This window comes from Sphingomonas sp. FW306-05-A (assembly GCF_058782275.1).
This window is the reverse complement of the sequence record NZ_JBYSXN010000002.1, coordinates 277,977-300,959: the sequence shown is the minus strand read 5'-3', so window position 1 is coordinate 300,959 and position 22,983 is coordinate 277,977. Positions and strand designations below refer to the sequence as shown.

Annotated in this window: 22 protein-coding genes; 9 read left to right on the top strand and 13 right to left on the bottom strand. The window is 64.5% G+C overall.

The features are described from left to right. Nucleotides 1–11 precede the first annotated feature (11 nt). The 4 genes from AC3WJR_RS10315 to AC3WJR_RS10300 form a co-directional block, all read right to left on the bottom strand. A complete protein-coding gene (locus tag AC3WJR_RS10315) occupies nt 12–1,040 on the bottom strand; it encodes a potassium channel family protein (protein WP_492724748.1) in 1,029 nt (342 codons plus the stop codon). A gap of 123 nt (nt 1,041–1,163) precedes the next feature. Then, the gene (locus AC3WJR_RS10310; RefSeq protein WP_354282135.1) at nt 1,164–1,445 is read right to left on the bottom strand and encodes an SWIB/MDM2 domain-containing protein; all 282 of its coding nucleotides are present in this window, start codon (nt 1,443–1,445) and stop codon (nt 1,164–1,166) included. 43 nt (nt 1,446–1,488) lie between these two features. Further along, nucleotides 1,489–1,692 (bottom strand): hypervirulence associated TUDOR domain-containing protein, encoded by a 204-nt coding sequence (locus tag AC3WJR_RS10305; RefSeq protein WP_354282136.1) that lies wholly within the window; start codon nt 1,690–1,692, stop codon nt 1,489–1,491. Nucleotides 1,693–1,829: 137 nt separating this feature from the next. Further along, nucleotides 1,830–4,412 (bottom strand): TonB-dependent receptor, encoded by a 2,583-nt coding sequence (locus AC3WJR_RS10300; protein WP_492724745.1) that lies wholly within the window; start codon nt 4,410–4,412, stop codon nt 1,830–1,832. A gap of 253 nt (nt 4,413–4,665) precedes the next feature. Here AC3WJR_RS10300 and folE point away from each other — a divergent pair, with 253 nt between their 5' ends. From folE to AC3WJR_RS10285, 3 genes are read left to right on the top strand one after another with little or no spacing between them, the layout of a single operon-like run. Continuing rightward, a complete protein-coding gene (folE, locus tag AC3WJR_RS10295) occupies nt 4,666–5,286 on the top strand; it encodes a GTP cyclohydrolase I FolE (RefSeq protein WP_354282138.1) in 621 nt (206 codons plus the stop codon). Further along, nucleotides 5,286–6,038, top strand: coding sequence for an SDR family oxidoreductase (locus AC3WJR_RS10290; protein WP_492724743.1), 753 nt, complete (start codon nt 5,286–5,288; stop codon nt 6,036–6,038). The genes folE and AC3WJR_RS10290 overlap by 1 nt, the downstream gene beginning before the upstream one ends. Further along, on the top strand, nt 6,035–6,397 hold the full coding sequence (locus AC3WJR_RS10285) for a dihydroneopterin aldolase (protein WP_492724741.1): 363 nt from the start codon (nt 6,035–6,037) through the stop codon (nt 6,395–6,397). Before AC3WJR_RS10290 ends, AC3WJR_RS10285 begins: the two co-directional genes overlap by 4 nt. 175 nt (nt 6,398–6,572) lie before the next feature. Here AC3WJR_RS10285 and leuA read toward each other — a convergent pair whose 3' ends face one another. Next, nucleotides 6,573–8,231 (bottom strand): 2-isopropylmalate synthase, encoded by a 1,659-nt coding sequence (gene leuA, locus AC3WJR_RS10280; protein WP_492724739.1) that lies wholly within the window; start codon nt 8,229–8,231, stop codon nt 6,573–6,575. A gap of 246 nt (nt 8,232–8,477) precedes the next feature. On the opposite strand from leuA, the gene AC3WJR_RS10275 reads away from it, so the two are divergent. Continuing rightward, nucleotides 8,478–8,870, top strand: coding sequence for a BLUF domain-containing protein (locus AC3WJR_RS10275; RefSeq protein WP_492724737.1), 393 nt, complete (start codon nt 8,478–8,480; stop codon nt 8,868–8,870). Between the two features lie 59 nt (nt 8,871–8,929). On the opposite strand, the gene AC3WJR_RS10270 is transcribed toward AC3WJR_RS10275, so the two are convergent. From AC3WJR_RS10270 to miaA, 5 genes are all read right to left on the bottom strand, one after another. Continuing rightward, nucleotides 8,930–9,550 carry a YceI family protein gene (locus AC3WJR_RS10270; protein ID WP_354282143.1) on the bottom strand — a complete coding sequence of 207 codons (621 nt, stop codon included), beginning with the start codon at nt 9,548–9,550 and terminating at the stop codon, nt 8,930–8,932. Between the two features lie 288 nt (nt 9,551–9,838). Next, complete coding sequence (gene ilvC, locus AC3WJR_RS10265; protein WP_492724735.1) at nt 9,839–10,858, bottom strand: ketol-acid reductoisomerase; 1,020 nt, start codon at nt 10,856–10,858, stop codon at nt 9,839–9,841. Nucleotides 10,859–10,964: 106 nt separating this feature from the next. After that, entirely contained in the window at nt 10,965–11,480 is a 516-nt protein-coding gene (ilvN, locus tag AC3WJR_RS10260) for an acetolactate synthase small subunit (protein ID WP_492724733.1), read from the bottom strand. Between the two features lie 133 nt (nt 11,481–11,613). After that, nucleotides 11,614–13,359 (bottom strand): acetolactate synthase 3 large subunit, encoded by a 1,746-nt coding sequence (locus AC3WJR_RS10255; protein WP_492724731.1) that lies wholly within the window; start codon nt 13,357–13,359, stop codon nt 11,614–11,616. A gap of 77 nt (nt 13,360–13,436) precedes the next feature. Further along, nucleotides 13,437–14,366: a tRNA (adenosine(37)-N6)-dimethylallyltransferase MiaA gene (gene miaA, locus AC3WJR_RS10250; protein ID WP_492724729.1), complete on the bottom strand. Its 930-nt coding sequence runs from the start codon at nt 14,364–14,366 to the stop codon at nt 13,437–13,439. Here miaA and serB point away from each other — a divergent pair. The 3 genes from serB (at nt 14,359) to AC3WJR_RS10235 (ending at nt 17,860) form a co-directional block, all read left to right on the top strand. Beyond that, entirely contained in the window at nt 14,359–15,240 is an 882-nt protein-coding gene (gene serB, locus AC3WJR_RS10245; protein WP_492724727.1) for a phosphoserine phosphatase SerB, read from the top strand. The two genes, miaA and serB, sit on opposite strands and share 8 nt — an antisense overlap. A 221-nt stretch (nt 15,241–15,461) precedes the next feature. Then, nucleotides 15,462–16,736 (top strand): SPOR domain-containing protein, encoded by a 1,275-nt coding sequence (locus tag AC3WJR_RS10240; protein ID WP_492724725.1) that lies wholly within the window; start codon nt 15,462–15,464, stop codon nt 16,734–16,736. 65 nt (nt 16,737–16,801) lie between these two features. Next, a complete protein-coding gene (locus AC3WJR_RS10235; RefSeq protein ID WP_492724723.1) occupies nt 16,802–17,860 on the top strand; it encodes a PA0069 family radical SAM protein in 1,059 nt (352 codons plus the stop codon). 49 nt (nt 17,861–17,909) lie between these two features. On the opposite strand, the gene AC3WJR_RS10230 is transcribed toward AC3WJR_RS10235, so the two are convergent. From AC3WJR_RS10230 to AC3WJR_RS10220, 3 genes are all read right to left on the bottom strand, one after another. Beyond that, nucleotides 17,910–18,308 (bottom strand): cupredoxin domain-containing protein, encoded by a 399-nt coding sequence (locus tag AC3WJR_RS10230; protein WP_354282154.1) that lies wholly within the window; start codon nt 18,306–18,308, stop codon nt 17,910–17,912. 91 nt (nt 18,309–18,399) lie between these two features. Continuing rightward, the gene (locus tag AC3WJR_RS10225) at nt 18,400–19,635 is read right to left on the bottom strand and encodes a dihydroorotase (protein ID WP_492724720.1); all 1,236 of its coding nucleotides are present in this window, start codon (nt 19,633–19,635) and stop codon (nt 18,400–18,402) included. Beyond that, nucleotides 19,632–20,618 (bottom strand): aspartate carbamoyltransferase catalytic subunit, encoded by a 987-nt coding sequence (locus AC3WJR_RS10220; RefSeq protein ID WP_492724718.1) that lies wholly within the window; start codon nt 20,616–20,618, stop codon nt 19,632–19,634. The genes AC3WJR_RS10225 and AC3WJR_RS10220 overlap by 4 nt, the downstream gene beginning before the upstream one ends. A 256-nt stretch (nt 20,619–20,874) precedes the next feature. On the opposite strand from AC3WJR_RS10220, the gene AC3WJR_RS10215 reads away from it, so the two are divergent. Continuing rightward, nucleotides 20,875–21,417: a PAS domain-containing protein gene (locus AC3WJR_RS10215; RefSeq protein WP_492724715.1), complete on the top strand. Its 543-nt coding sequence runs from the start codon at nt 20,875–20,877 to the stop codon at nt 21,415–21,417. Between the two features lie 991 nt (nt 21,418–22,408). After that, nucleotides 22,409–22,975, top strand: coding sequence for a PEPxxWA-CTERM sorting domain-containing protein (locus tag AC3WJR_RS10210; RefSeq protein WP_492724714.1), 567 nt, complete (start codon nt 22,409–22,411; stop codon nt 22,973–22,975). The last annotated feature ends 8 nt before the right edge of the window (nt 22,976–22,983 follow it).

The window sequence follows — 22,983 nt, the reverse complement described above, 5'->3', positions numbered from 1 at the left end:
CATCGACGGCGCTAACCCTCGCCGCGCGGAACCACTTCGACGATCTGGTCACCCGCCTCGAGCCGCGCCGCTTCGGGTTCCCAGAAACAGAAGATCTTCTGCCCGCGGTAGATTCGGTGCCCCAGCCCGGTCGTGATCCCCGACAGCGGCTTGCCCACTTCCTCCGCCGTGACGGCACGCTCGCGTAAAGCGACCCGGCCCCCCGCGGCGGCGAGGTCCGCCATATAGTCCGCGGTATGCGCGCCATGCGTCGATCCTGCGAGCAACAGCCCGGCGAAGCTTGCCGGATTGATCACCGTATTCGCACCGGCCTGCTGCGCGATCGCCTCATTGTCCTGCGACCGGATCACGACGCTGATCGGCACGTCGGGCGCGAGGCGGCGCGCGGTCAGCACGATCAGGATCGACGTATCGTCCCGCCCGGCCGATACGATCACCGCACGCGCATTCTCGATCCGTGCCGCCTCGAGCGCGGCGTTGCGCGTGGCATTGCCCTCCATCACGGTCGTGCCGCAATCCTCCGCCCGCTGCAGCGCAGTGGCGGAATCGTCGATCACCACGATCGTCTCGGGGTCGGCGCCGCGCCGGACAAGCTCGCGCACTGCCTCGGCGCCGCTGGTGCCGTAGCCGGTCACGATGACATGATCGGTAAGACGGCGCTGGATCACACTCATTCGCCATTTCTCCCAAACCCGCTTCAGCAGGAAATCATATGCGGTCCCGAGGAAGATCAGCCACACGAACAGCCGGATCGGCGTCACCACGAACGTATCGAACATCCGCGCCTGCTGCGTCACCGGCACGATATCGCCATAGCCGACGGTCGTCACCGTGATCATCGTGAAATACAGGATGTCAGCGAAGGTGACGGGCTCGCCCGAATTCTGCCGCAGCCCGTCCCGGTCGAACCAGTGCACCGCAAGCGCCACGCCAAGCAACGCCAGCGCGAGCAGCGCGCGCCATGACAGCGACAGCCACGCAGGCGTACGGCTTTGTCGGCGCAGCCGATATTTCAGGGTGTCCGCATCGTCGCTGCGCATGGGGTTTGGTAGCGCCTTTCCCGATCGAGGCAAACCGCAACCGTCACGCGGCGGACCGCGCATATGGAAACGGCCGCGGCACCGGGGGGTGTCGCGGCCGTTCCGGAACCAGCTGAGGCGGACTTACGCCTTCATGTGGCCCGCGAGATGCTTGTTCATTTCGAACATCGTCACGCGGTCCTTGCCGAACACCTTCTTGAGCGCTTCGTCGGCGACGATCTCACGCTTGTTCTCGGGGTTCTGCAGGTCGTTCTTCTTGATATATTCCCAGACCTTGCTGATCACTTCGCTGCGCGGAAGCTTGTCGTTGCCGACGATCGCGCCGAGCTCGGGCGAAGGCTGGATAGGCGCGAAGATGCCGCCGGTCTTGGGGGCGTCGCTCTTTGCGGTTGGAGTCTTGGCCATTTTGTTGGTCCTTCCTGGTGTGTCGTTACAACCGACATCGGTTTCACGCCTTGTCGAGCGCTGCGCTCTTGTGCGCTGCCTTGCCGCCGTTGTCACTCTTTACGATGAATTGCGGTTCCTCGGGCGAGGCGTCGACCTTGTGACCCTTGATCTGGGTCGGGCTGGTCTGCTTCTTCTCGACCACGCCGTGCGCGGTGCCGCCCGGGGAATTCCAGGTGACCTCGTCACCCTTTTTCAATTCTGCCATCGCATATCTCCGTTACGATGATGCAACAGCGCGCGAGCCGCCGGATCGTTGCACCGCCCGACGCAAACGGCCCGCCCCTCTTCGCGAGGGACGGGCCGTTCGTCGTATCGCGACCGGATCAGAACCCCTTGCCCGGATCAGAACCCCTTACGAAGCGTGATGCCGTAGGTGCGCGGTTCGTTGATGTACGCGCTGTAGCTGCCCGACTGGATCACGGTGTTGAACGCCGACAGGAAGTAATTGTCGTTGCCGAGGTTGCGCACCCAGCCCTGGATCTGGAACGCGTCGGGCAGGTCGAGCCCGATGCTCGCGTTGACGGTCTTGACCTCGCTGCTGGCGACCGAGGCGGGGACCGTGTCGGTCAGCGCGGTCTTGCTGCTGTAGACGAATTCGCCACGAACGAAGCCGCTGATCCGATCGGTAATTTGCTGCGTATAGGTGGCGTTGACGTTGCCCGAGAATTCGGGGACGCCGCCCGGGCGCGCGCCGGTCAGGTCGCGGAACTGCGGCGGGAGGGTGCCCGCGGGCGACCCCGCCGGAACCTGGCAGCGCGGATCGAACGCGAAGCACGGTGCACGGGTGAAGCTGTCGTATTTGGCATCGAGATAGGTGCCCGATGCGTTGAGCAGCAAGGCGCGGAACGGCTTGTACGACGCTTCGACTTCTACGCCGCGAACCGACTGGCTGCCGGCGTTGACCAGCGCGAAGCCGGTGCCGGTGAAGCCGTTCGACTGGAAGCCTTTGATCTTCTCGTCGAACAGCGCGACGTTGAAATAGCCACCGTTGAACCGCGCCTTGCCGCCGATTTCCCAAACCTCGACGTTTTCCGGCGCGGCGGTGCGACCGACGCCGTTGTTGGCGGGGCGGCTGTCCGACGACAGATTGTACGCGCCCGCCTTCCAGCCGGTCGAATAGCTTCCGTAGACGTTGACGTTGCGCGAAAAATCGAACTTGGCGCGCGCCAGATAGGTGAACTTGTCGCCCTTCAGGATGCCGTCTTCGCTCGCGTTGGGGAAGTTGACCGGACCGTGGTTGGCGGTGTCGGGATAGAAGAACTGGAGCGCGTTGAGCCCGGCAAACAGGTTGGTCGGGATGCGCGCTCCGGCAGGGGCGAGCGGGTTGAGCAACTGCAACGGCAGAAGACCAAGCTCGGGGACGTTCCGCAAGTTCAACTGCGAGAAGCGATCGGTCAGCACGACGTTCGAGAAGGCCGACTTCTTGTCGTTGAGATACGCCCCGCCGACGGTCAGCGTGAGGCGCTCAAACAGCTTGTAATCCGCCTGCCCGAAGATCGAGTAGGAGATGTCGTTGAGCCGGTAATTGTCGAGAATCCCGGTCCCTTGCGCGAAATAGGTCTGGCCCGGGATCACGCTGGTGTTGCCCGCGCCGCGCTGGAGCGATTCGAGTTGGGTAATGGGCGACGTGCCGGTCAGTGCCCCGCCCGTTGCAGCAAGCGCGGCGGCGTTGGCGAAGCGACGACCGTCCGCACCGTACAGGATGTTGCGCCCGGTCTTGATCCGCTCGTCCGAATAGAAGCCACCGAGCAGCCAGTTGAACGGCCCCGCATAATCCGACGCGAGCCGGATTTCCTGCGTGAAGGTCTTGATCGTGTCGTCGGTGGTCTGGTTGGAGATATCGCCGCCGGTGAAATCCACGTCGAGATCAGTGCGGTTGGTCTGGCGGCGATAGGCGGTGATCGAGGTCAGCTTGGCAAAGCTGAGGTTCCAGTCGATCTGGCCGGATATGCCCTTGCCGTTGAGGCGGTTGTTCGGCGCGGTGTTATAGACGACTTCGCGGTTGAACGGGGTCGCGGCGTTGCCGACGAGCCCGCCGACTCCGCCGATCGACCGTGGCAAGCCGATCAGCTGGGTTAGCGGGCCGTTGGTGATCGTCACCGCGCCACAGCAGACTTCGTTGATGTTGTTGAGGTCGCCGATGATCCGGACCGAGAAGTTGGACGATGGCTCGAACAGCACGTCGGCGCGCAGTGACTGGCGGTCGCGCCCGTTGACCTTCCCGCCGGTCAGGCGGTTGGTGTAGAAACCCTCGCGCTGGTTGACGCTGCCGAACAGGCGGAAGGCGATCGTCTCGCTGATCGGCCCGGTGATCGACGCGCGTGCCTCGATATTGCCGAGGTTGCCCGCGGTCGCCTCGGCCGTGCCGCCCCAAGTGAATTGCGGACGCTTGGTGACGATCGAGATCGCACCCGCTGCGACGTTCTTGCCGAACAGCGTCGATTGCGGCCCGCGCAGGACTTCGATGCGCTCGAGTTCGGGAAGATCCGAGATCGAGGATGCCGAGCGCGAGCGATAGACACCGTCGATGAAGACGCCGACCGAACTCTCGATCCCGATGTTGCCATTGCCGTTGCCGAAGCCGCGGATCGTGAAGTTGGTCTGCCCCGCGCTCTGGAACTGGGTGACCTTGAGCGAGGGGACGCTCGCCTGGAGATCGATCAGGTCGTGGATCTTGGCCTTCTTGATCGTGTCGTCGCTGGTGACGGCGACCGAGACGGGGACGTCCTGCAACGTCTGCTCGCGCTTGGTGGCGGTGACGATGATGTCATCGGTATCGGTCGCACTGCGATCGACCTGCGGGGCGGCGGAGGTCGCCGCGGGGGCACCCTGTGCCTGGGTAGTAGGGGGGGCATCCTGCGCAAAGGCGGGAACCGCGCACAGCAATGCGATTGCCGACGCACCAAGCAGGTCCGACTTCCTCATCTGTCATCCTCTCGCTGCCGCAGTTGCCAGTCTTGACGCCGGTTCCGCGTTTTCGAATTTAGGGTTTGTGAATTAGCGTGCGGTTGAATCCTGCGTCAATCGCATAATGATACGTAGTTACGGAAGCTGTGCCGCAGCGTTACCGAAAGGATACAGTTGCAAAGCAGGACCAATTCGGCTCCTTGAACAGCACGAGGCATGACGCGACGATTGCCGTAGCGTCAAAGCCGTTCCGGTAACCGAAAGAGCGATGATGGATGACGACGGGGCACTGTTGAGTGAAGGCGATCTGGTCGCAGCACCCGCAAAGCTTTTCGTGCCGGACGACGTCGCCGAGGCGGTTCGCACGCTGATCCGCTGGACCGGCGACGACCCGACACGCGAAGGACTGATCGAGACGCCGCAGCGAGTCGCGCGCGCGTGGAAGGAATATTGCAGCGGATATCAGGACGATCCCGCGATTCATCTGAAGCGCGTGTTCGAGGAAGTCGGCGGCTATGACGAGATCGTGCTGCTCAAGGACATTCCGTTCCAGTCGCATTGCGAACATCACATGGCGCCGATCATCGGCAAGGCGCACATCGCTTATCTGCCGTCCGACTGGGTCGTCGGCATCTCCAAGCTGGCGCGCGTGCTGCATGCCTATTCGCGTCGCTTGCAGGTGCAGGAACGGCTGACCGCCGAAGTCGCCAATTGCATCTGGGATAATCTGAAGCCTCTGGGCGTCGCGGTGGTGATCGAAGCGAGCCACGCGTGCATGACCGCGCGTGGCGTGCGGACGCCGGGCGTATCGATGGTAACCAGCCGGATGATGGGGGTATTTCGCGACGACGAACGCAGCCGGAAGGAAATCCTCGCGCTGATGGGGTGCTGATGCAGGCGGAACGGACGGTTCTGGTCACGGGTGCGGCGCGCCGGCTGGGGGCGACGATTGCGCGACATCTGGCGGGGCAGGGCTGGCGGGTCGCGATCCATCACCACCATTCCGCGGAGGAAGCGGAGACGCTGTCGCGGGCGCTGCCGGGATCGATCGTGCTGACCGGGGATCTCGCCGATCCGGCGACGCCGGATGCGCTGCTGGACGCAGCGCGCGCGGGGTTCGGGGCGCCGTTGATGGCGGTCGTCAACAGCGCATCGTTGTTCGATTATGACACGCCGCCAATGGTTTCCGCGGAATCTTTGCAGCGTCATGCCCGGGTCAATCTCGATGCTCCGGTGCTCCTTGCCTGCGCGCTTGCGGCGCAGGACGATCTGGCTGACGGCGCGGTGGTCGATGTGCTCGACCAGAAGGTCGCCAATCTGAACCCCGATTTCTTCGCCTATAGCTGCGCCAAGGTTGCGCTGACCGGCGCGACCACGATGCTCGCGCAGGCGCTCGGTCCACGGATCCGGGTCAACGCAGTGTCGCCGGGTCTCACGCTTCCCAGCGCGGACCAGACCGAGGCCGAATTTGCTGCAGTCGCATCGCGCAACGTGCTGCGCCGCCCGGTCGATCCCGAGGACGTCGCGCGCGCCGTCGCCTTCCTGCTCGACGCGCAGGGCATCTCGGGGCAAAATCTTTTCGTCGATTGCGGCCAGCATTTTTTGCCGCTTGCGCGCGATGTGATGTTCGAAGGTCGGGTATGATCTCGCCGGTACGGTTCACGACGGTCCTCGAGGGGCTGGAGCTGACGATGGGGTTGGGCATCCACCCCGACGAACGCGCCGCGCCGCAACGCGTGATCGTGTCGGTGCGGATGCAGGTCGCCTATCCCGCGCCTCCCGCCGACGACCGGATCGACCAGGTGCTGAATTATGATTTCGTCCGCAGCGGGATCCGCGCGCTGGTCGCGGATCGGCATTTCGATTTACAGGAAACATTGTGCGAGGCGATCGCGGCGCTCTGCTTTACCGATCCTCGTGTCGAGCGGGTGACGGTGCGGACGAGCAAGCCGGATATTTATCCCGACGCCGCGGTCGGCTGCGAGATCGAACGCGAACGGTAGCAGGAGCAGCCACCACCGCTCCCGCTTTCGCTTCTGCTTCTGCTTCCCCGGCGAAGGCCGGGGCCCAGGAGCGATGTCGGCGGTAACGAAGCGCCATCGCCAGTTACCACCGCCATCACTCCTGGGCCCCGGCCTCCGCCGGGGAAGAAGTGCGCCAGGAAGGTGCGCGAGACAGCTAAGCCCGGTTCGCCGCGCTCAACACCGCGCGCACGCTTGCGGTGGCGACGTCGGCATCGATCCCGACACCAAACACCGTCCGTCCATCCGCCGTACGGCACTCGACATAGGCCGCCGCTTGCGCATTCGCCCCATGACCGATCGCGTGCTCGTTATAATCCACCACGTCGAGCGTCGGCCCGGTCGAGCCCTCCAGCGCGGCGATCACGCCTGAGATCAACCCGTTGCCACGCCCCGAGATCGACTGCTCGGTCCCGTCCACCGCGACATGCCCGACGAACAACCGGTCCCCGACGCTCCCGCTTTCCTGATAATCGACCAGCCGGAACCGGTCCGCATCGCGCGCCAGATAGGTCGCCTCGAACTGCCCCCAGATGTCGCTCGCGTTCAATTCGCGGCTGGTCTCGTCCGCAAGCCGCTGAACGTGGCGGCTGAAGTCCGCCTGCAACCGCTTGGGGAGCTTCAACCCCTTGTCCTGCTCGATCACCCAGGCAACGCCGCCCTTGCCGCTCTGCGAATTGACGCGGATCACCGCCTCGTAGCTGCGTCCCAGATCAGCCGGATCGATCGGCAGATACGGCACTTCCCACAGCGGATCGTTCTTCGCGTCCTGCGCCGCGAAGCCCTTCTTGATCGCGTCCTGATGGCTGCCCGAGAACGCCGTAAACACCAGATCGCCGGCATAAGGCGTGCGCGGATGCACCGGCAATTGCGTGCAATAATTCACCGTGCTCACGATCGCGTCGATGTCCGAGAAGTCGAGCTTCGGATCGACACCTTGCGTGTACATGTTGAGCGCAACCGTCACGAGGTCGCAATTGCCGGTGCGCTCGCCATTCCCCAGCAGGCACCCCTCGACCCGGTCCGCGCCCGCCATCAGCCCGAGCTCGGCGGCGGCGACGCCGGTGCCGCGGTCGTTATGCGGGTGCAGGCTCAACGCGACGCAGTCCCGATTCCGGATATTGCGCCCGAACCATTCGATCTGGTCGGCATAGACGTTGGGCGTCGCGCATTCGACCGTCGCGGGCAGGTTGAGGATCAGTTTGTGGTCGGGCGTAGGCCGCAGCACGTCCATCACCGCCTCGCAAACTTCCAGCGAGAAATCGAGCTCCGCGGTCGAGAAGGTCTCGGGGCTATATTCAAAGAACCAGTCGGTGTCGGGCTGCGCCGCGGCCTGATCGCGCAGGATCATCGCGCCGTCGATCGCGATCTTCTTGACCTCCTCGCGCGTCATCCCGAACACGATCTTGCGCCACGCCGGGCTCACCGCATTGTACAGATGGACGATCGCCCGCGGCGCCCCGCGCAGCGATTCGAAACTCCGCTCGATCAGGTCGCGCCGCGACTGCGTCAGCACCTGAATCAGCGTGTCGTCGGGGACCCGGCCCGACTGGACCAGCCCGGAAATGAAGTCGAACTCGGTCGCGCCCGCGGCGGGGAAGCCGACTTCGATTTCCTTGATCCCCACCTTGACGATCAGGTCGAACAGCCGGGTCTTCTTCTCGGCGTCCATCGGGTCGATCAGCGCCTGATTGCCGTCGCGCAGATCGGTCGACAGCCAGCGCGGCGCGGTGTCGATGATCCGCGACGGCCATTGCCGGTCGGGCAAGGCGATTTGCGGGAAAGGTCGGTATTTGGTCGAAGGATCGCGCAGCATGATGAGTCTCGTCGAACAAGGGGGACGGGATTAGATCAGGCCCTCAGGCGCGTCGTGCGCAGCGCGCACGCGAGAAGTCCGCGCCTAAGGGCGCGTAAGTCGAAGCAGGGGAAGACCGTGCACGATCGCCATATCGCGCTTTCGATAGCGCGGGGATGGCCCGCCTGTCCAGCGCGAAGCGATCCTGATGCACATCCCTAATCCACATCAATGTCGGCGTGCATGCGCTATGGTAGGCAGCAGGCAATGCGTCAGATCATCTACACCAGTGTCTCGGCGGCGTTGAGTGGTCGCGCAGCGGACGATTGCGATGCAATCCTGCGGGTGGCCGCGGCGCGTAACGGTCTCGATGGCATCACCGGCCTGTTGTACACCGAGGAAGCCGCGTTCCTTCAGGTGATCGAGGGGCCCGACGAAAGCGTCGAGGATCTGCTCATCAGCCTGCGCGACGATGCACGGCATCGCGACCTCGAAATCCTGGTCGACCGCGACGTTCCCGAACGCGAGTTCGGCGATTGGACGATGGTCCACCGCGCGCGCCGGGAAACCGCGGATGATTTCGACCGGCGATTGCGACGGATCCTGCTCGGGGTTTCGCCGCAGACCGCAGCGTATTTCCGCGCGCTCGAGAACGCCTGACGGCACGTGCCGGTCTAGCCGAGCCCGGGGGGATGCCCGGGCCCGGCGAGGGGAACGGCTTACTCCGCTTCGAACGCGGCGTTGATCGTCAGGTCGACCTTGTCACCGACGAGCGGCAGGTAGCCGTTCACGCCGAAATCGCTGCGCTTGATCGACGTGGTTGCCGCAAAGCCGACGTTGGTCTTGTGCGCGCCGAACAGCGACGGACCGGCACCGATGAACTTCGCGTTGAGCACGACCGGCTTGGTCACGCCGTGCAGCGTCAGATTGCCCGTGATCGTCGCGTTCATGCCGTTGACCGCAACCTTGGTCGAGACGAAGCGCGCCTCGGGGAATTTAGCGGCGTCGAAGAACTCGGGCTTCTGGAGATGCTCGTCGAGTGCCGCGACCGTGGTCGACACCTTGGCGATCGGGAAGGCGATCTCGACCTTCGCCGCGGCGGGGTTCTTGGGGTCGATCGTCATCGATCCGGTCGGCTGGGTGAACTGGCCGGTATATTCGCTGAAGCCGAGGTGGTTGAGCGAGAAGACGACCTGCGTGTGGCCGGTGTCGACCTTGTACGTGCCGGCGGCGACCTTGGCGACGCTGCGCGTGCCGGGGGGCGTGGTCGGCATCTGTGCGACGAGCGGGGCTGCGGCGATCGCTGCGATGGCGGCGAGGAAGAGGGGGGTACGCTGCATGGGGATACTCCTGTTGGAGCATCGCTTTGCGGCAAATCGCGCGGGAGCGACAAGCAACGATTTGGCAACATACGGTTTCGTGGGGGGATGTGCTGTCGTTGGGTTGGTGCTGCTGGACTTCCCCACCCCAACCCCTCCCCTGAAGGGGAGGGGCTTTTGATGATCCGTCGTCTCCCCTGAAGGGGAGGGGCTTTTAGGGCGCGCTTCTTCTTCTTCTTCTTCTTAGCCCCTCCCCTTCAGGGGAGGGGTTGGGGTGGGGGGAGCCTCGCAGAGCCCCCCACCCAATCCTCAGTTCTTGTCCTTATCCACCAGCTTGTTCGCGCCAATCCAAGGCATCATCGCGCGCAATTCCGCACCAACCTTCTCGATCGGATGCGCAGCAGCCGCCTTGCGCGCCGCCTTCAGCTCGGGCTGCCCGGCGCGGTTGTCGAGCACGAAGTTCTTCACGAACCGCCCGCCCTGGATGTCCGCGAGCACGCGCTTCATCTCGGCCTTGGTCTCGTCGGTGATGATCCGCGGACCCGTGGTGATGTCGCCATATTCCGCGGTGTTGCTGATCGAATAGCGCATGTTGGCGATCCCGCCCTCATACAGCAGGTCGACGATCAGCTTGGTCTCGTGAAGGCACTCGAAATACGCCATCTCGGGCGCGTAGCCCGCCTCGACCAGCGTCTCGAACCCGGCCTGGATCAGATGCGTGATCCCGCCGCACAGCACGGCCTGCTCGCCGAACAGATCGGTCTCGCACTCTTCCTTGAAGTTGGTCTCGATGATCCCCGAACGCCCGCCGCCGACGCCGCTGGCATAGGCGAGCCCGATGTCATGCGCGTTGCCGCTCTTGTCCTGGTGGATCGCGATCAGGCACGGCACGCCGCCGCCCTTGACGTATTCGCTGCGGACGGTGTGGCCCGGGCCCTTGGGCGCGATCATGATGACGTCGAGATCGGCGCGCGGCTCGATCAGCCCGAAATGCACGTTGAGGCCGTGGGCGAACGCGATCGTCGCGCCCTGCTTCAGGTTCGCGTGGAGATCGTCGGCATAGATCGCGGCCTGATGCTCGTCGGGCGCGAGGATCATCGTGATGTCGGCCCAGGCAGCGGCTTCGGCGTTGGTCATCACATTGAAGCCCGCCTCGGTCGCCTTCTTGGCGGTGGCGGAGCCAGCGCGGAGCGCGATCGCGATGTCGGTGACACCCGAATCGCGCAAATTCTGCGCATGCGCGTGGCCCTGGCTGCCATAGCCGACGATCGCGATCTTCTTGGACGTGATCAGGTTCAGGTCGGCATCGGCATCATAATAAACGCGCATGGTATTTCCCTTTTTGGTCAGTGTCGCGCCGGCGGGAAACCTTCGCCGCTGACGCTCGTGATAATGGATCCCCGCTTGCGCGGGATGACGGCCCTATGGGTAAAGCTTAAACCGGCTTGGCGCCGCGGGCCATTGCGACGATCCCGGTCCGCGCGACTTCGCACAGCCCGACTTCGCGCATCAGCGTCACGAACGTGTCGATCTTCTCGCGCCCGCCGGTCACTTCGAACACGAAGCTGGTGGTTGTCGCATCGACCACGCGCGCGCGGTAGACGTCGGCGAGGCGGAGCGCCTCGATCCGGTGATCCCCCACGCCCGAGACCTTGAGCAACGCTAGTTCGCGTTCGACGTGCGGCCCGAGCGCGGTGAGGTCGGTCACCGAATGCACCGGGATCAGCCGGTCGAGCTGCGCGAGGATCTGCTCCATCGTCGCATCGCTCGCCGAGGTGACGATCGTGATCCGGCTGACCGCCTTGTCCGCGGTGACGTCGGACACGGTCAGGCTCTCGATATTATAACCGCGCGCGGTGAACAGCCCCGCGATCCGCGCGAGGATGCCGGGCTCGTTGTCGACCATCACGGCGAGCGTGTGGCGGGACTCTTTTTGCTGGGTGATGTGCATTATTTCTCCCCTCCCGCTTGCGGGAGGGGCTGGGGGTGGGCTCCCGACCTCCGCAAACGGTACGTTCGCAGAAAGCGCGCGCCCACCCCTCGGTCCCCTCCCGCAAGCGGGAGGGGAGGCAGAAGACTATCCATCACACCAGCGCCTTCGCTTCGTCGTCCATCTCGCCCGAGACTTCGCTCGCCTGCAACAGCATCTCGGTATGCGCGGCCCCGCTCGGAATCATCGGGAAGCAGTTCGCCAGCTTGGCCACCCGGCAATCGACGATCACCGGCCCGTCATAATCGAGCATCGCCGCGATCCCGTCGTCGAGTTCGCCCATCGTCTCGATCCGGATCCCCTTCCAGCCATAGGCTTCGCCGAGTTTCACGAAATCGGGCAGCGCATCGCTGTAGCTTTCCGAATAGCGGCTCGAATAGGTCAGCTCCTGCCACTGGCGGACCATCCCCATATATTCGTTGTTGAGGATGAAGATCTTGACCGGCAGGCGATATTGCGCGGCGGTCCCCAGCTCCTGGATGTTCATCTGGATCGACGCTTCGCCCGCGATGTCGATCACCAGCGCCTTGGGATTGCCGATCTGCGCGCCGATCGCTGCGGGCAGGCCATAGCCCATCGTGCCGAGACCGCCCGAGGTCAGCCACTTGTTGGGTGCCTCGAACCCGAAGTGCTGCGCCGCCCACATCTGATGCTGGCCGACTTCGGTCGTGATGATCGGATTGCGCTTGTGCGTCGCCTGCCAGAGCGCACGGATCGCGCGCTGCGGCATGATGTCGCTTTCCAGATCGGTGAAGGCGAGGCTCTGCTTGTCGCGCCATTCCTCGATCATCTGCCACCATTCGGTCAGATCGGGCTTGGGATGACGCCGTGCCTTGAACACGCGGACCATGTCCTCGAGCGCATGGCCGACGTCGGCGACGATCGGCAAATCCACGCGCACGTTTTTATTGATCGAAGACCGGTCAATATCGACGTGAATCTTACGCGAATGGGGACTGAACGCGTCCAAACGGCCTGTAACCCGGTCATCAAACCGCGCTCCGAGGCACACAACCAGGTCGGCCTTGTTCATCGCCATATTGGCTTCGTAGGTGCCGTGCATCCCCAGCATCCCGAGCCACTGCGAGCCGGTCGCCGGATAAGCGCCCAGACCCATCAGCGTCGACGTCACCGGCGCACCGCTGATCCGCGCGAGTTCGCACAGCAACTGGCTTGCCGCCGGACCCGCGTTGATGATCCCGCCACCGGTATAGAGCACCGGACGTTCGGCCGCGGCAAGCATGTCCATCGCCGCTTCGATGCTCGGCTGGTCGGCCTTCACCTGCGGGCGATAGGTCTTGTGGCGGATCGGACCGGGCTTGGCGTAACGCGCGGTGGCGACCTGCACGTCCTTGGGAATGTCGACCACCACCGGGCCGGGACGCCCCGAGGTCGCGATATAAAAGGCCTCGTGAATCGTCGCGCCGAGCTTGGCGGGGTCCTTCACCAGATAGTTATGCTTCGAACAATGCCGCGTGATTCCAACGGTGTCGGCCTCCTGGAACGCATCGGTCCCGATCAGCGCGGTCGGCACCTGTCCGGTGATCACCACCATCGGGATCGAATCCATCAGCGCATCGGTGATCCCGGTGATCGCATTGGTCGCGCCGGGGCCCGAGGTAACGAGCACCACGCCGGGCTTGCCGGTCGAGCGGGCATAGCCCTCCGCGGCATGCGTCGCAGCCTGTTCGTGGCGCACCAGAATGTGCTTGATCCGGCCTGAGCGGAACAGCGCGTCGTAGATCGGCAACACCGCACCACCGGGGTAGCCGAACACGACCTCCACGCCGAGATCGCACAGCGCCTCGATCAGGATGTCGGCTCCACTCTTCTCGGTCACGGTCGTTCTCCTTGGGGATGCTGCACGGCAGCAATGGGAAAGGGGCGGCTAAAGGCATAAAACATGCGCGTCAACCATTATCGTAGCAATAATCTGTCGATTATAGGTCCTACGTCAATCTTTTGTGACTCGACAATTCGCGTCCAGCTTGGCGGAGGCTGGTTGCGGAACCAGGTAAATTGCCGCTTCGCATATTGCCGCGTCGCCAGCCGCAAGGCGTCCAGTGCCTGTTGCCGCGTGATTTTACCCGCCAGCAACGCCGCCACTTCGGGCACGCCGATCGCCCGGCGGATCGTCGCATCGGCGGGCAGGTCGTCGCGGGCGAGCAGCGTCCGCACCTCCTCGACCGCGCCCTCCTCAAACATCGCAGTCGCGCGCGCATCGCATCTTTGTAAAAGCCACTCCCTGTCCGGCAGCAGCACGACCGCCGCCTGTGCAACCTTCGCTGCGATTCCCCCGGTCCGCTCCGCCTGCCACGCCGCCAGCGGCCGCCCGGTCGATCGCACCACCTCCAGCGCCCGCGCCACCCGCGTCGTATCCGCCGCCGCCAGCCGCCCCGCCGCCGCCGGATCGAGCGCGCCCAACGCCGCATGCGCCGCCGCCACCGGCAGCGCCCGCACCTCGGCGCGGATCGCGGGATCGATCTCAGGCACCGGCGCGATCCCGTCGAGCAAGGTGCGCAGATACAGCCCGGTCCCGCCGACCAGCACCGGCAGCTTCCCCGCCGCGTGGCTCGCCGCGATCTCCCGCGTCGCATCCTGCGCCCAGCGCGCGGCGGAGCAGCTTTCCGCGCCATCAATATAGCCGAACAGCCGATGCGGCACCCGCGCCTCGTCGGCGGGGGAGGGGCGTGCGGTCAGCACGCGGAGATCGCGGTAAACCTGTGCCGAATCGGCGTTGATGACGATTCCGTCGTGCCGCTCCGCCACCGCCATCGCGAGCGCGGACTTGCCGCTGGCGGTCGGCCCTGCGATGAGCGCCAGCATCGGGAGATTGTTTGTGTTCATTGCCACGCTGATAGCATCCGGGCGGCTCGCCGCGGGGGATATTTCGACCGCGCGGGACCGGCTCGACGCCGCGGGCTGTTCCGCGGTCGCCGACGGCTGGATCGACGAGGGGGTCGCCGCGGACGTGATGTTCGCGTCCGCACCCGATGCCGCGCGGGCGGCACTGGAGGATGCGTTCGCAGGCGTCGATGTCGTCGTGCAACAGGCCGAGGGGCGCGAGAAGCGGTTGCTGATCGCGGACATGGATTCGACCATGATCACCGTCGAATGCATCGACGAGCTCGCCGATTACGCCGGGATCAAGCCACAGATCGCCGAGATCACCGAAGCCGCGATGCGCGGCGAACTCGATTTCGAGGCGGCGCTGGATGCGCGCGTTGCGTTGCTGGCGGGCCTGGACGAGCGCGTGATCGCGCAATGCCTCGCCGACCGTGTCGTCGATACGCCGGGCGCAGCGACGCTGGTCCGCACGATGCGATCGCGCGGAGCGACCGCGATCCTCGTGTCGGGCGGGTTCACGCGCTTCGCCGAGCCGGTCGCCGAGCGGATCGGTTTCCACTATGCGATCGCCAACCGGCTGGAGATCGCCGAAGGTGCGCTCACCGGGCGCGTCGAACGCCCGATCGTCGGCGCACATACCAAGCTCGAGACGCTGCGCGCGGCGGCGGCCGATCTCGGCTTGCCGCCCGAAGTCACGCTGGCGATCGGCGACGGCGCGAACGACCTACGGATGATCGAGGCGGCGGGGCTGGGCGTTGCGTACAAGGCCAAACCGATCGTCGCTGCGGCGGCAGGCGCGCGGATCGACCACGGCGATCTGACCGCCTTGCTCTACGCGCAAGGCATCCCGCGCGCGGAGTGGGTCACGGTCTGACGTATCGCCGCCGCCGCGATCGGACGCGCTGAACCCACCGCGGGGCGATCGGCGGCGCACCCGTTAACCGTTTGTTGATCGAGCACTGGCACTCCTCTGCCGAACAGGCGGAGGTAACGGGGCGCTCGTGCCCGAAATCGGCGCGCTGGTTCCCCCGTAGCCGACCGCAGCCAAGGGTTGAGAACGTCATGAAGCATCGTTCGGCAACCATTTACTACCCCATGACCCTGGGTCTGTCCGTCCTCCTTCTCGGCGGATCGGCCGCTGCGGTGGCGACCACGTCGAACACAGAGGCGATCTCGCGTGCGCAATCGCGCGCCGAACGAATCGCGCGCAAGGAGATCGCAAAGGCGCGCGCCGCGCTCAACAAGAAGAACTTGCCCGCAGCGATCACCCATGCCGAAGCGGCGGTGGCATTGCAGCCTGCGGCGATGGGCTATCGCATGACGCTTGGTCAGAGCTACCTCAGGGCGGGGCGGTTCGCCTCGGCACGGGACGCGTTCGGCGATGCGCTCTCGCTCGACCCGGCGAACGGCGAGGCCGCGTTGCAGTTCGCGCTGATGCAGATCGGCACCGGCGACTGGGCCGGTGCGCGCGAGACGCTGGACGCGCATGCCGCCACGATCCCCGTCGGCGATCGCGGCCTTGGCATTGCGCTGGCCGGGGATCCGGTGGCAGCGGTCGCGTTGCTCGATCCGGCGGCCCGCGCTGCCGGTGCGGACGCGAGGATCCGGCAGAATTTCGCGCTGAGCCTCGCGCTCGCTGGGCGCTGGCGCGATGCACAAAGCGTTGTCGAATTCGACCTTGCCCCGGTGGATGCCGCGCGGCGCTTGCTGCAGTGGTCGACGTTCGCGCGCCCGACGTCTGCGTCGGACCAGATCGCGGCGCTGCTGGGGGTCGTTCCCGTGGTCGATGCGGGCCAACCGCGGGCGCTTGCGCTGAGTGACGACCGCGCGACCAGGGTTGCCGTTGCCGGGGGCGCCAGTGTCGACCTGCCCGAGTCAGGCAATGCGTCGCAGACTGTGGCCGAGCAGCGCGTAGCCGTTGCGGTCTCCGATGTGCAGCCTGTGGTCGGCCCGACGATCGGCGCTGTTGTCTTTGGGCAGCGCAAGGAAGTCGTGCAGCCGCTTCCCGTCACGCTCGCGTCCCGCCACGCGACGATCCAGCCGGTTGCTGCCATCCACCGCCAATACGGGACGGCAAAGGGCAATTACTACGTCCAGCTCGGTGCCTACGATACGCCCGCAATAGCGCGCGACGCGTGGATCCGTGCGGAGCAAAGGTTCGCTGCGTTGTCGAAGCATGTTCCGCAGGGGATGGGTGTCGCAACCCGCGGGGCAAATTTCTATCGTTTGTCGATCGGTGCCTTTGCGAAGACCGAGGCGCTCGCCCTGTGCCGGACCTACCGTGCGAAAGGCGGCAATTGCTTCGTGCGCGTCGGCGCGGGCGATCAGGTTGCAGTATGGGTGAACCGGGGCAACCTGGCGTCTCGCTAGAGGTTCACACTTTGTTCTCGTCGTGATAGTGACCGGTCATGGCGATCGACTCTATAAAGCGCGCCATGCGCGGCGCGACCAGAAATGGGTTCAGTACGCGCTTCGGGCTTCCGAATACGGTTGCCGACGGCGATTGGCTCGACGCGCGCGACGCGATCGATGGTCCTGCCTCCGCGATCAGGACGTCAGTGCAGGATATCCGGTCGAGGACGATCCTGAGCTACAACAGCTCGCCCGACGTCCCGTTCGATCGCAGCATAAACCCGTTCGTCGGGTGCGAACACGGGTGCATCTATTGTTTTGCGCGACCGACGCATGCGTATCACGACCTGTCCCCCGGATTGGATTTCGAAACCAAGCTGTTCGTGAAGCGTGACGCCGCGCAGATCCTCGAAGGCGAGCTCCGGCGGAAAGGTTATGACCCCAAACCGATCGCGCTCGGGGCGAACACCGACCCGTATCAGCCGATCGAACGCGACTACCGGGTCACGCGCGCCATTCTGGAAGTGCTGGCAAAGACCAATCATCCGGTGACGATCACGACCAAGTCGGATCGCGTGGTGCGGGACATCGATCTGCTTGCACCGATGGCGGAGAAGGGGCTGGTGGCGGTTGCGGTGTCGGTGACGTCGCTGGTTCCGCAGATCGCGATGACGATCGAACCGCGCGCGCCGCATCCGCTGAAACGATTGCAGGCCGTCAGGCAACTGGCCGATGCGGGCATCCCCGCCTACGTCAACATGGCCCCGGTGATCCCCGCGATCACGGACGACGAGATCGAGGCGATCGTGGCGCGGGCCGCCGAAGCTGGTGCATCGAACGTGTCCTACATCCCCGTTCGGCTGCCGCTGGAGGTCGCACCGCTGTTTCGCGCGTGGCTCGACACCCATTTTCCTGACCGTGCGGCCAAGGTGATGGCGATCATCCAGTCGCTGCGCGGCGGCCGCGACAATGATCCGAACTTCTTTTCCCGTATGCGCGGGGAGGGACCCTGGGCGGACTTGCTCCGCACCCGGTTCCGGATCGCCAAGTCCCGCCACGGTTTCCCGAGTGGCCGGCGGGTGCTGGGGCTGCGATGCGACCTGTTCCAGCCACCAGCCGGCCCGCAAGGCGAGCTGTTCTAAGCGAACGTGCCGTTCGATACCGGCGCTGTGCGCCACAGCCCCTTGGCGTTTACCGGATCACGAACACGCCCTTATAATCCTTGCCTGCGTCGCCCAGCACGGTGCTGCTGAACTGATAGGTTCCACCCCGGCGCGTGACCGGTGCCTGGAACCGAACCGTCAGGCCTTCGCCCGACGCCAGAACGACCTTGCCGCCGTAGACCTTGTCGGTGTCCCGCGGGGCGACCCGAGCCTGACGGAAGAAGGCCTCCTGCGTCAGATTGTGCCCCTTGTCCGAACGGTTGGAGATCCGCAGAATGTACGGCGCGCCCTGACGGAGCGGGATGCTGCGCGGCACGAACCCGTCGTCGGTCATTCTGACGGTGATGGTCTGCGCTTTGCGCCAATCCGGCGTCTGTGCCGCCACGGGGGTTGCGAGGGCGATCATCCCGATGAGGATGGGCTTCATCATGTCTCTCCGATCCAATTGACGGGGAGCAAATGAAGCACGGTCGGCTTCGTTCCGCCATTCAGCGGGGTTTGCCGTCAGGCAGCGTCCCTCAGGCCGGCAGGGGTACTGCGGTTCCGCCCTTGAACAGCCGCCGCACCTTGCCCTCGACCGGCAACCCGTCGAACGGCGTATTGCCCGCCTTGGCGTGCATGCGGTCGCCATTGACCTGCCACGGCGCGTGAAGATCGCACAGCAGCAGATCGGCCGGCGCACCGACCCGGAGCGTGCCGGCGTCGACACCGAGGATCCGCGCAGGGTTGGCGGCGAGCAACGCGAACAGTCGGTCAAGCGGGATGTGCTCGTCACGCACTAGACCTAGCCCAAGCGCAAGCAACGTTTCGGCCCCCGCCATGCCCGCCGCCGAATCCCCGAACGGCAGCCGCTTTTCTTCGGGGCCATGCGGATCATGCGCGGAACACAGGACGTCGATCGTTCCGTCCGCCAGCGCCAGCAACGCGGCCCGGCGGTCGTCCTCGTGCCGCAGCGGCGGCGAGATATGCGCGAAGGTCCGGAAGTCGCTCATCGCGATGTCGGACAGCAACAGATGCGCCGGGGTAATCCCGCACGTCACGCGAACGCCGCGACGTTTCGCCGCACGGACCAGATCGAACCCGGCAGCGGTGGTGACGGTGCGCAGATGCAGCGCCGCACCGGTTTCCTCCGCCAGCATCAGGTCGCGCGCGATGGCCAGCGCTTCCGCGACCGCGGGCGCTGCGGACAGGCCCATGCGGGTCGCGGTTTCGCCTGCGGTCGCGACGGCACCGGCAGTGATCCCGGCGTCTTCGGCGTGCGCGATCACGGTCAGGCCCAGATCGTTGGCGTAGGCGAGCACCTTGCGCATCACGCCCGAGTCCGCGATCCAATGCGCGCCCGTGCCGACCGCGCGTGCGCCCGCGTCACGGTTGATCGCCATCTCAGCAAGGTCCTTGCCCGCGAGCGCGCGAGTCGCCGCCGCGATCGGATGAATCCAAAGATTGGGGCGACCGATCAACGCCGCGCGCTGCACCACGCCCGGATCGTCGAGTACGGGCGACTGGTCGGGCATCAGCCCCACGCGCACGATGCCGCCGGCATGGAAGGCGGGAACGTCGATCGCGAAAACGCCAAGGTCGACGATGGCCGGCGCGAGTACCAACCCCATGCAGTCCACCGTCTCGGCGCCTGCGGGAACGTCGATCAGTCCGGTTGCGGCGATCACGTCGTCGGCGATCAGCACGCCCCCGCGCGATACGCCACCGACCGGGCAGGCGAGCGTGGCGTCGAGCAAGGCGATCATCCGGCTCATGCCCAGCCCGCCACACCACGCGGCCGACGCGTCAGCACGTCAAGACAGGCCATGCGCACCGCGACGCCCATCTCGACCTGTTCAGTTATGGCCGAGCGCGCGTGGTCGGCGACGGCAGAGTCGATCTCCACCCCGCGGTTCATCGGACCCGGATGCATCACCAGCGCATCCGGCTTGGCGAGGGCGAGGCGCTTCTCGGTAAGGCCATAGCGCAAGTGATACTCACGGTTGGAGGGCACGAACCCGCCGTTCATCCGCTCGTTCTGGAGCCGCAGCATCATCACGACATCGGCATCGACGAGTGCCGCATCGAAATCGGTGAAAGGCGTCACGCCCATGCGCTCGATCGCGGCGGGCATCAGCGTGGTCGGCGCGCACACGCGGACTTCAGCCGCAAGCGCGGTCAGCGACAGGATATTCGACCGCGCGACCCGGCTGTGCAGCAGGTCGCCGCAGATCACCACGCGCTGCCCCGCGATCGTTCCGCGGCGGCGGCGGATCGTCAGCGCGTCGAGCAATGCCTGAGTCGGGTGCTCATGCTGTCCGTCGCCGGCGTTGAGGACCGGGCAATCGACCTTGTCCGCGATCAACCGCACTGCGCCCGACGACATGTGGCGGATCACGATCATGTCGGCGCGCATCGCGTTCAGCGTCATCGCCGTATCGATCAGCGTCTCGCCCTTTTTCACGCTCGATTGTGCGGCATGCATGTTGACGACGTCCGCGCCAAGCCGCTTTCCCGCGATCTCGAACGACAGCAGCGTTCGGGTGCTGTTCTCGAAGAAGGCGTTGATCAGCGTGAGACCGCCGAGCCTCTTGTCCGCGATCGCGCGTGTGCGGTTGGCGGCGACCCAACCATCAGCCTCGTCGAGCAGGAACAGGATCTCATGGGGCTGCAAACCCTCGATTCCGGTGAGGTGCCGGTGCGGAAACACGGCGCGGCCCGGGATGAGCGAGGCGGGGCGGTGATCGGAGCGTTGCATCGAGGGTGTCGGGTAGCGGGGCAGGGGGGCGGGCGCAAGGTGGCAGGTGCGCGCTCGCGTGCATCAGGGTGCCGCCATTTGGGCATGGCGGTACAGCGGGAGGATAGCGTCACCAGCGCAAAGTTCAGAGAAACATTTGTTAAGACTGCCGCAAATAAATGAGCTAAGCAGTTGTAAGGCTTCGCAAACCTGCGGGGTTTCATGTGGAGACAGTAGGGGGCTACTGGCAATCCGCCCGGATCGGGTAATTTGCGATATGCCAAGACCAGAGGACACCCCGAAGGATCAGGCAAGTGCGGAGGCGGAGGTGGAGTACTTTCGCCAAAACCTCGGGCCATTCGTTGTCGCCGCGGAGACAACGCGAATGCCGATGGTGTTCATGGATGCGCGGCGCGGGGGGCATCGGATCACGTTTGCAAACGACAGTTTCCTGTCACTGCTGGGATATGCCCGTGATGAAGTTCTCGGGCACAGCTTCGATTCCCTGATGGCACCCGGAATACAGCCCCAAGCTTGGTCGCAAGTGCTGTCGGCGTTTGAGGACGGCTCGGATGTCGATCGCGAGGTCCGGTATTGCCGCAAGGACGGCACCAGCATCTGGGCCTCGATGCGGATCAGCCCGGTTCGGAACCAGGATGGGGTCGTGGTGCAGCATTTCGCGTCGATCTCGGACCTTACCGCCCACAAGCAAGAGCAGGCGGAACTCAAGCTGCTCGTCGATGAACTCAACCACCGCGTGAAGAATAGGTTATCGACGGTAGAAGATAATATGACGGTTACCCAACGTCCATTTAGGTAGGTATTCTACCAAAGGATACCGCTGTCGCGTGTGTCACAGCGATACGCATATGAGAATGATGATCCCTAACCTAATAGATGGCTTTGGGAGAATGTCGTGCAGAATAAACAAGCGATAGCTTACATGAAGGATGCGTTATGGCCGCTCAGCGTTGGAGCGGTAGGGGTGGCATACCTTTGCGGCCCAATGCTGCGGTTTGTTACTCCAGATACACTGTTGATAATGTGTCTGTTTAGTACGGCCGGACTGTCGTTCCTCTATTCGGCCGTTGACTCGAAGTTTCGAAGTCGACGGTGCGTTTTGTAAATTTGCGTCGCTGGTGTTTCGCTGTTTGTCGCCGGCGTATACTTACGAAGCGCATTAGACGAAGCCCAAAAGGGAGCAGCGGCGGCGGATATTCGCTGCTTAGCGATCCAGCGTGACATGCTGTCAGCGCACCGCCGCATGGTCGACGGCCCCACCGTGTTTCAAGCGCTCGGGTGTCGGCCTCAAGGACAGGGCATGATACGAGTTCCATCAACGGATCGGGAGCTGCGCGCGAAACGTGCGCTTAAAGATGGGGGCTATATGACCCACGCGGTTCCGCAGAAACCGTTTCGGGCGCAGCAGTTGAGCGAGGCTTTGGATGGGCTGATCGCGGGCAAGCCTGCATAATACCTTCTCCCGGCACGACGGCCATCATGTGGGATAGCGAGGAAGGGCAGTCAGCGCACTCGAACGTGCGCTTTGCGAAGCTGAAAACGATCGGCTGCGGGGTTCAAGTTCCGTCCAACCGTAATGTGCCCTTTTGGGACGATATACGCAGCCTATTGAGTTGCGCCGAGTATGCGGGGATCGCGGAGCCCTACATACAATCGATGAGGCTAGAAACTATCCTTGCTTCTCATCAATTTGGAATCGTTTCCAGGCATCGTCACCGCTTGTAATTCTTGCGGGTCATCGTAAACGCCTCGTTAACGCTGTGCATCCCGCGCGGCGATTGGGAACGATGATGGCTGGACTGAGGACGAAGCTCGCGCTGACGGTTGCATCCGCTTGCGCAATGGTCGCGTCGCCCGCGTCGGCTGCGGAGTTCAGCTACAGCTATTTCAGTGGCACCGTCTTCGCATCGGGCATCTTCACGACCACCGATACGACGACGCTGGTCGATGGGCGGGAAGCCTATACCGTGACCGGCATGACCGGTGCGCGCGACGGGATTGCGATTGCCGGATTGAACGCGACATATCCCGGGGCTGCGGGCGGTTCGGACCAATATCTGTTTGCCACGGGCGTACCGGTGACCGAATTCGGCATTGGCTTCGATTATGTGAATGGGCTGAGCGGCAACATTTTCAACGGCGTCTTCGATAACGTAGCGCAGTTGGGCGAGTATTACGGGAATACCGGGACGGGCCTCGACGCGCAGCTCGGGCCGCAGAATTTCACTTTGACTCAGGTGGTCACGACACCCGCTGTTCCTGAGCCTGCGACCTGGATGATGATGATCCTGGGTCTTGCCGGCGTGGGCGGCGTCGTCAGGTCTCGTCGCCGGACGTTGCGCCACGCGCGCGTCTGAGCGCCGGG

What these genes read in the sequence shown, in the direction of transcription:
- AC3WJR_RS10315 (WP_492724748.1), bottom strand. Translation starts at nt 1,040, where the DNA reads ATGCGCAGCGACGATGCGGACACCCTGAAATATCGGCTGCGCCGACAA.
- AC3WJR_RS10310 (WP_354282135.1), bottom strand. Translation starts at nt 1,445, where the DNA reads ATGGCCAAGACTCCAACCGCAAAGAGCGACGCCCCCAAGACCGGCGGC.
- AC3WJR_RS10305 (WP_354282136.1), bottom strand. Translation starts at nt 1,692, where the DNA reads ATGGCAGAATTGAAAAAGGGTGACGAGGTCACCTGGAATTCCCCGGGC.
- AC3WJR_RS10300 (WP_492724745.1), bottom strand. Translation starts at nt 4,412, where the DNA reads ATGAGGAAGTCGGACCTGCTTGGTGCGTCGGCAATCGCATTGCTGTGC.
- folE (WP_354282138.1), top strand. Translation starts at nt 4,666, where the DNA reads ATGGATGACGACGGGGCACTGTTGAGTGAAGGCGATCTGGTCGCAGCA.
- AC3WJR_RS10290 (WP_492724743.1), top strand. Translation starts at nt 5,286, where the DNA reads ATGCAGGCGGAACGGACGGTTCTGGTCACGGGTGCGGCGCGCCGGCTG.
- AC3WJR_RS10285 (WP_492724741.1), top strand. Translation starts at nt 6,035, where the DNA reads ATGATCTCGCCGGTACGGTTCACGACGGTCCTCGAGGGGCTGGAGCTG.
- leuA (WP_492724739.1), bottom strand. Translation starts at nt 8,231, where the DNA reads ATGCTGCGCGATCCTTCGACCAAATACCGACCTTTCCCGCAAATCGCC.
- AC3WJR_RS10275 (WP_492724737.1), top strand. Translation starts at nt 8,478, where the DNA reads ATGCGTCAGATCATCTACACCAGTGTCTCGGCGGCGTTGAGTGGTCGC.
- AC3WJR_RS10270 (WP_354282143.1), bottom strand. Translation starts at nt 9,550, where the DNA reads ATGCAGCGTACCCCCCTCTTCCTCGCCGCCATCGCAGCGATCGCCGCA.
- ilvC (WP_492724735.1), bottom strand. Translation starts at nt 10,858, where the DNA reads ATGCGCGTTTATTATGATGCCGATGCCGACCTGAACCTGATCACGTCC.
- ilvN (WP_492724733.1), bottom strand. Translation starts at nt 11,480, where the DNA reads ATGCACATCACCCAGCAAAAAGAGTCCCGCCACACGCTCGCCGTGATG.
- miaA (WP_492724729.1), bottom strand. Translation starts at nt 14,366, where the DNA reads ATGAACACAAACAATCTCCCGATGCTGGCGCTCATCGCAGGGCCGACC.
- AC3WJR_RS10240 (WP_492724725.1), top strand. Translation starts at nt 15,462, where the DNA reads ATGACCCTGGGTCTGTCCGTCCTCCTTCTCGGCGGATCGGCCGCTGCG.
- AC3WJR_RS10235 (WP_492724723.1), top strand. Translation starts at nt 16,802, where the DNA reads ATGCGCGGCGCGACCAGAAATGGGTTCAGTACGCGCTTCGGGCTTCCG.
- AC3WJR_RS10230 (WP_354282154.1), bottom strand. Translation starts at nt 18,308, where the DNA reads ATGAAGCCCATCCTCATCGGGATGATCGCCCTCGCAACCCCCGTGGCG.
- AC3WJR_RS10225 (WP_492724720.1), bottom strand. Translation starts at nt 19,635, where the DNA reads ATGAGCCGGATGATCGCCTTGCTCGACGCCACGCTCGCCTGCCCGGTC.
- AC3WJR_RS10220 (WP_492724718.1), bottom strand. Translation starts at nt 20,618, where the DNA reads ATGCAACGCTCCGATCACCGCCCCGCCTCGCTCATCCCGGGCCGCGCC.
- AC3WJR_RS10215 (WP_492724715.1), top strand. Translation starts at nt 20,875, where the DNA reads ATGCCAAGACCAGAGGACACCCCGAAGGATCAGGCAAGTGCGGAGGCG.
- AC3WJR_RS10210 (WP_492724714.1), top strand. Translation starts at nt 22,409, where the DNA reads ATGGCTGGACTGAGGACGAAGCTCGCGCTGACGGTTGCATCCGCTTGC.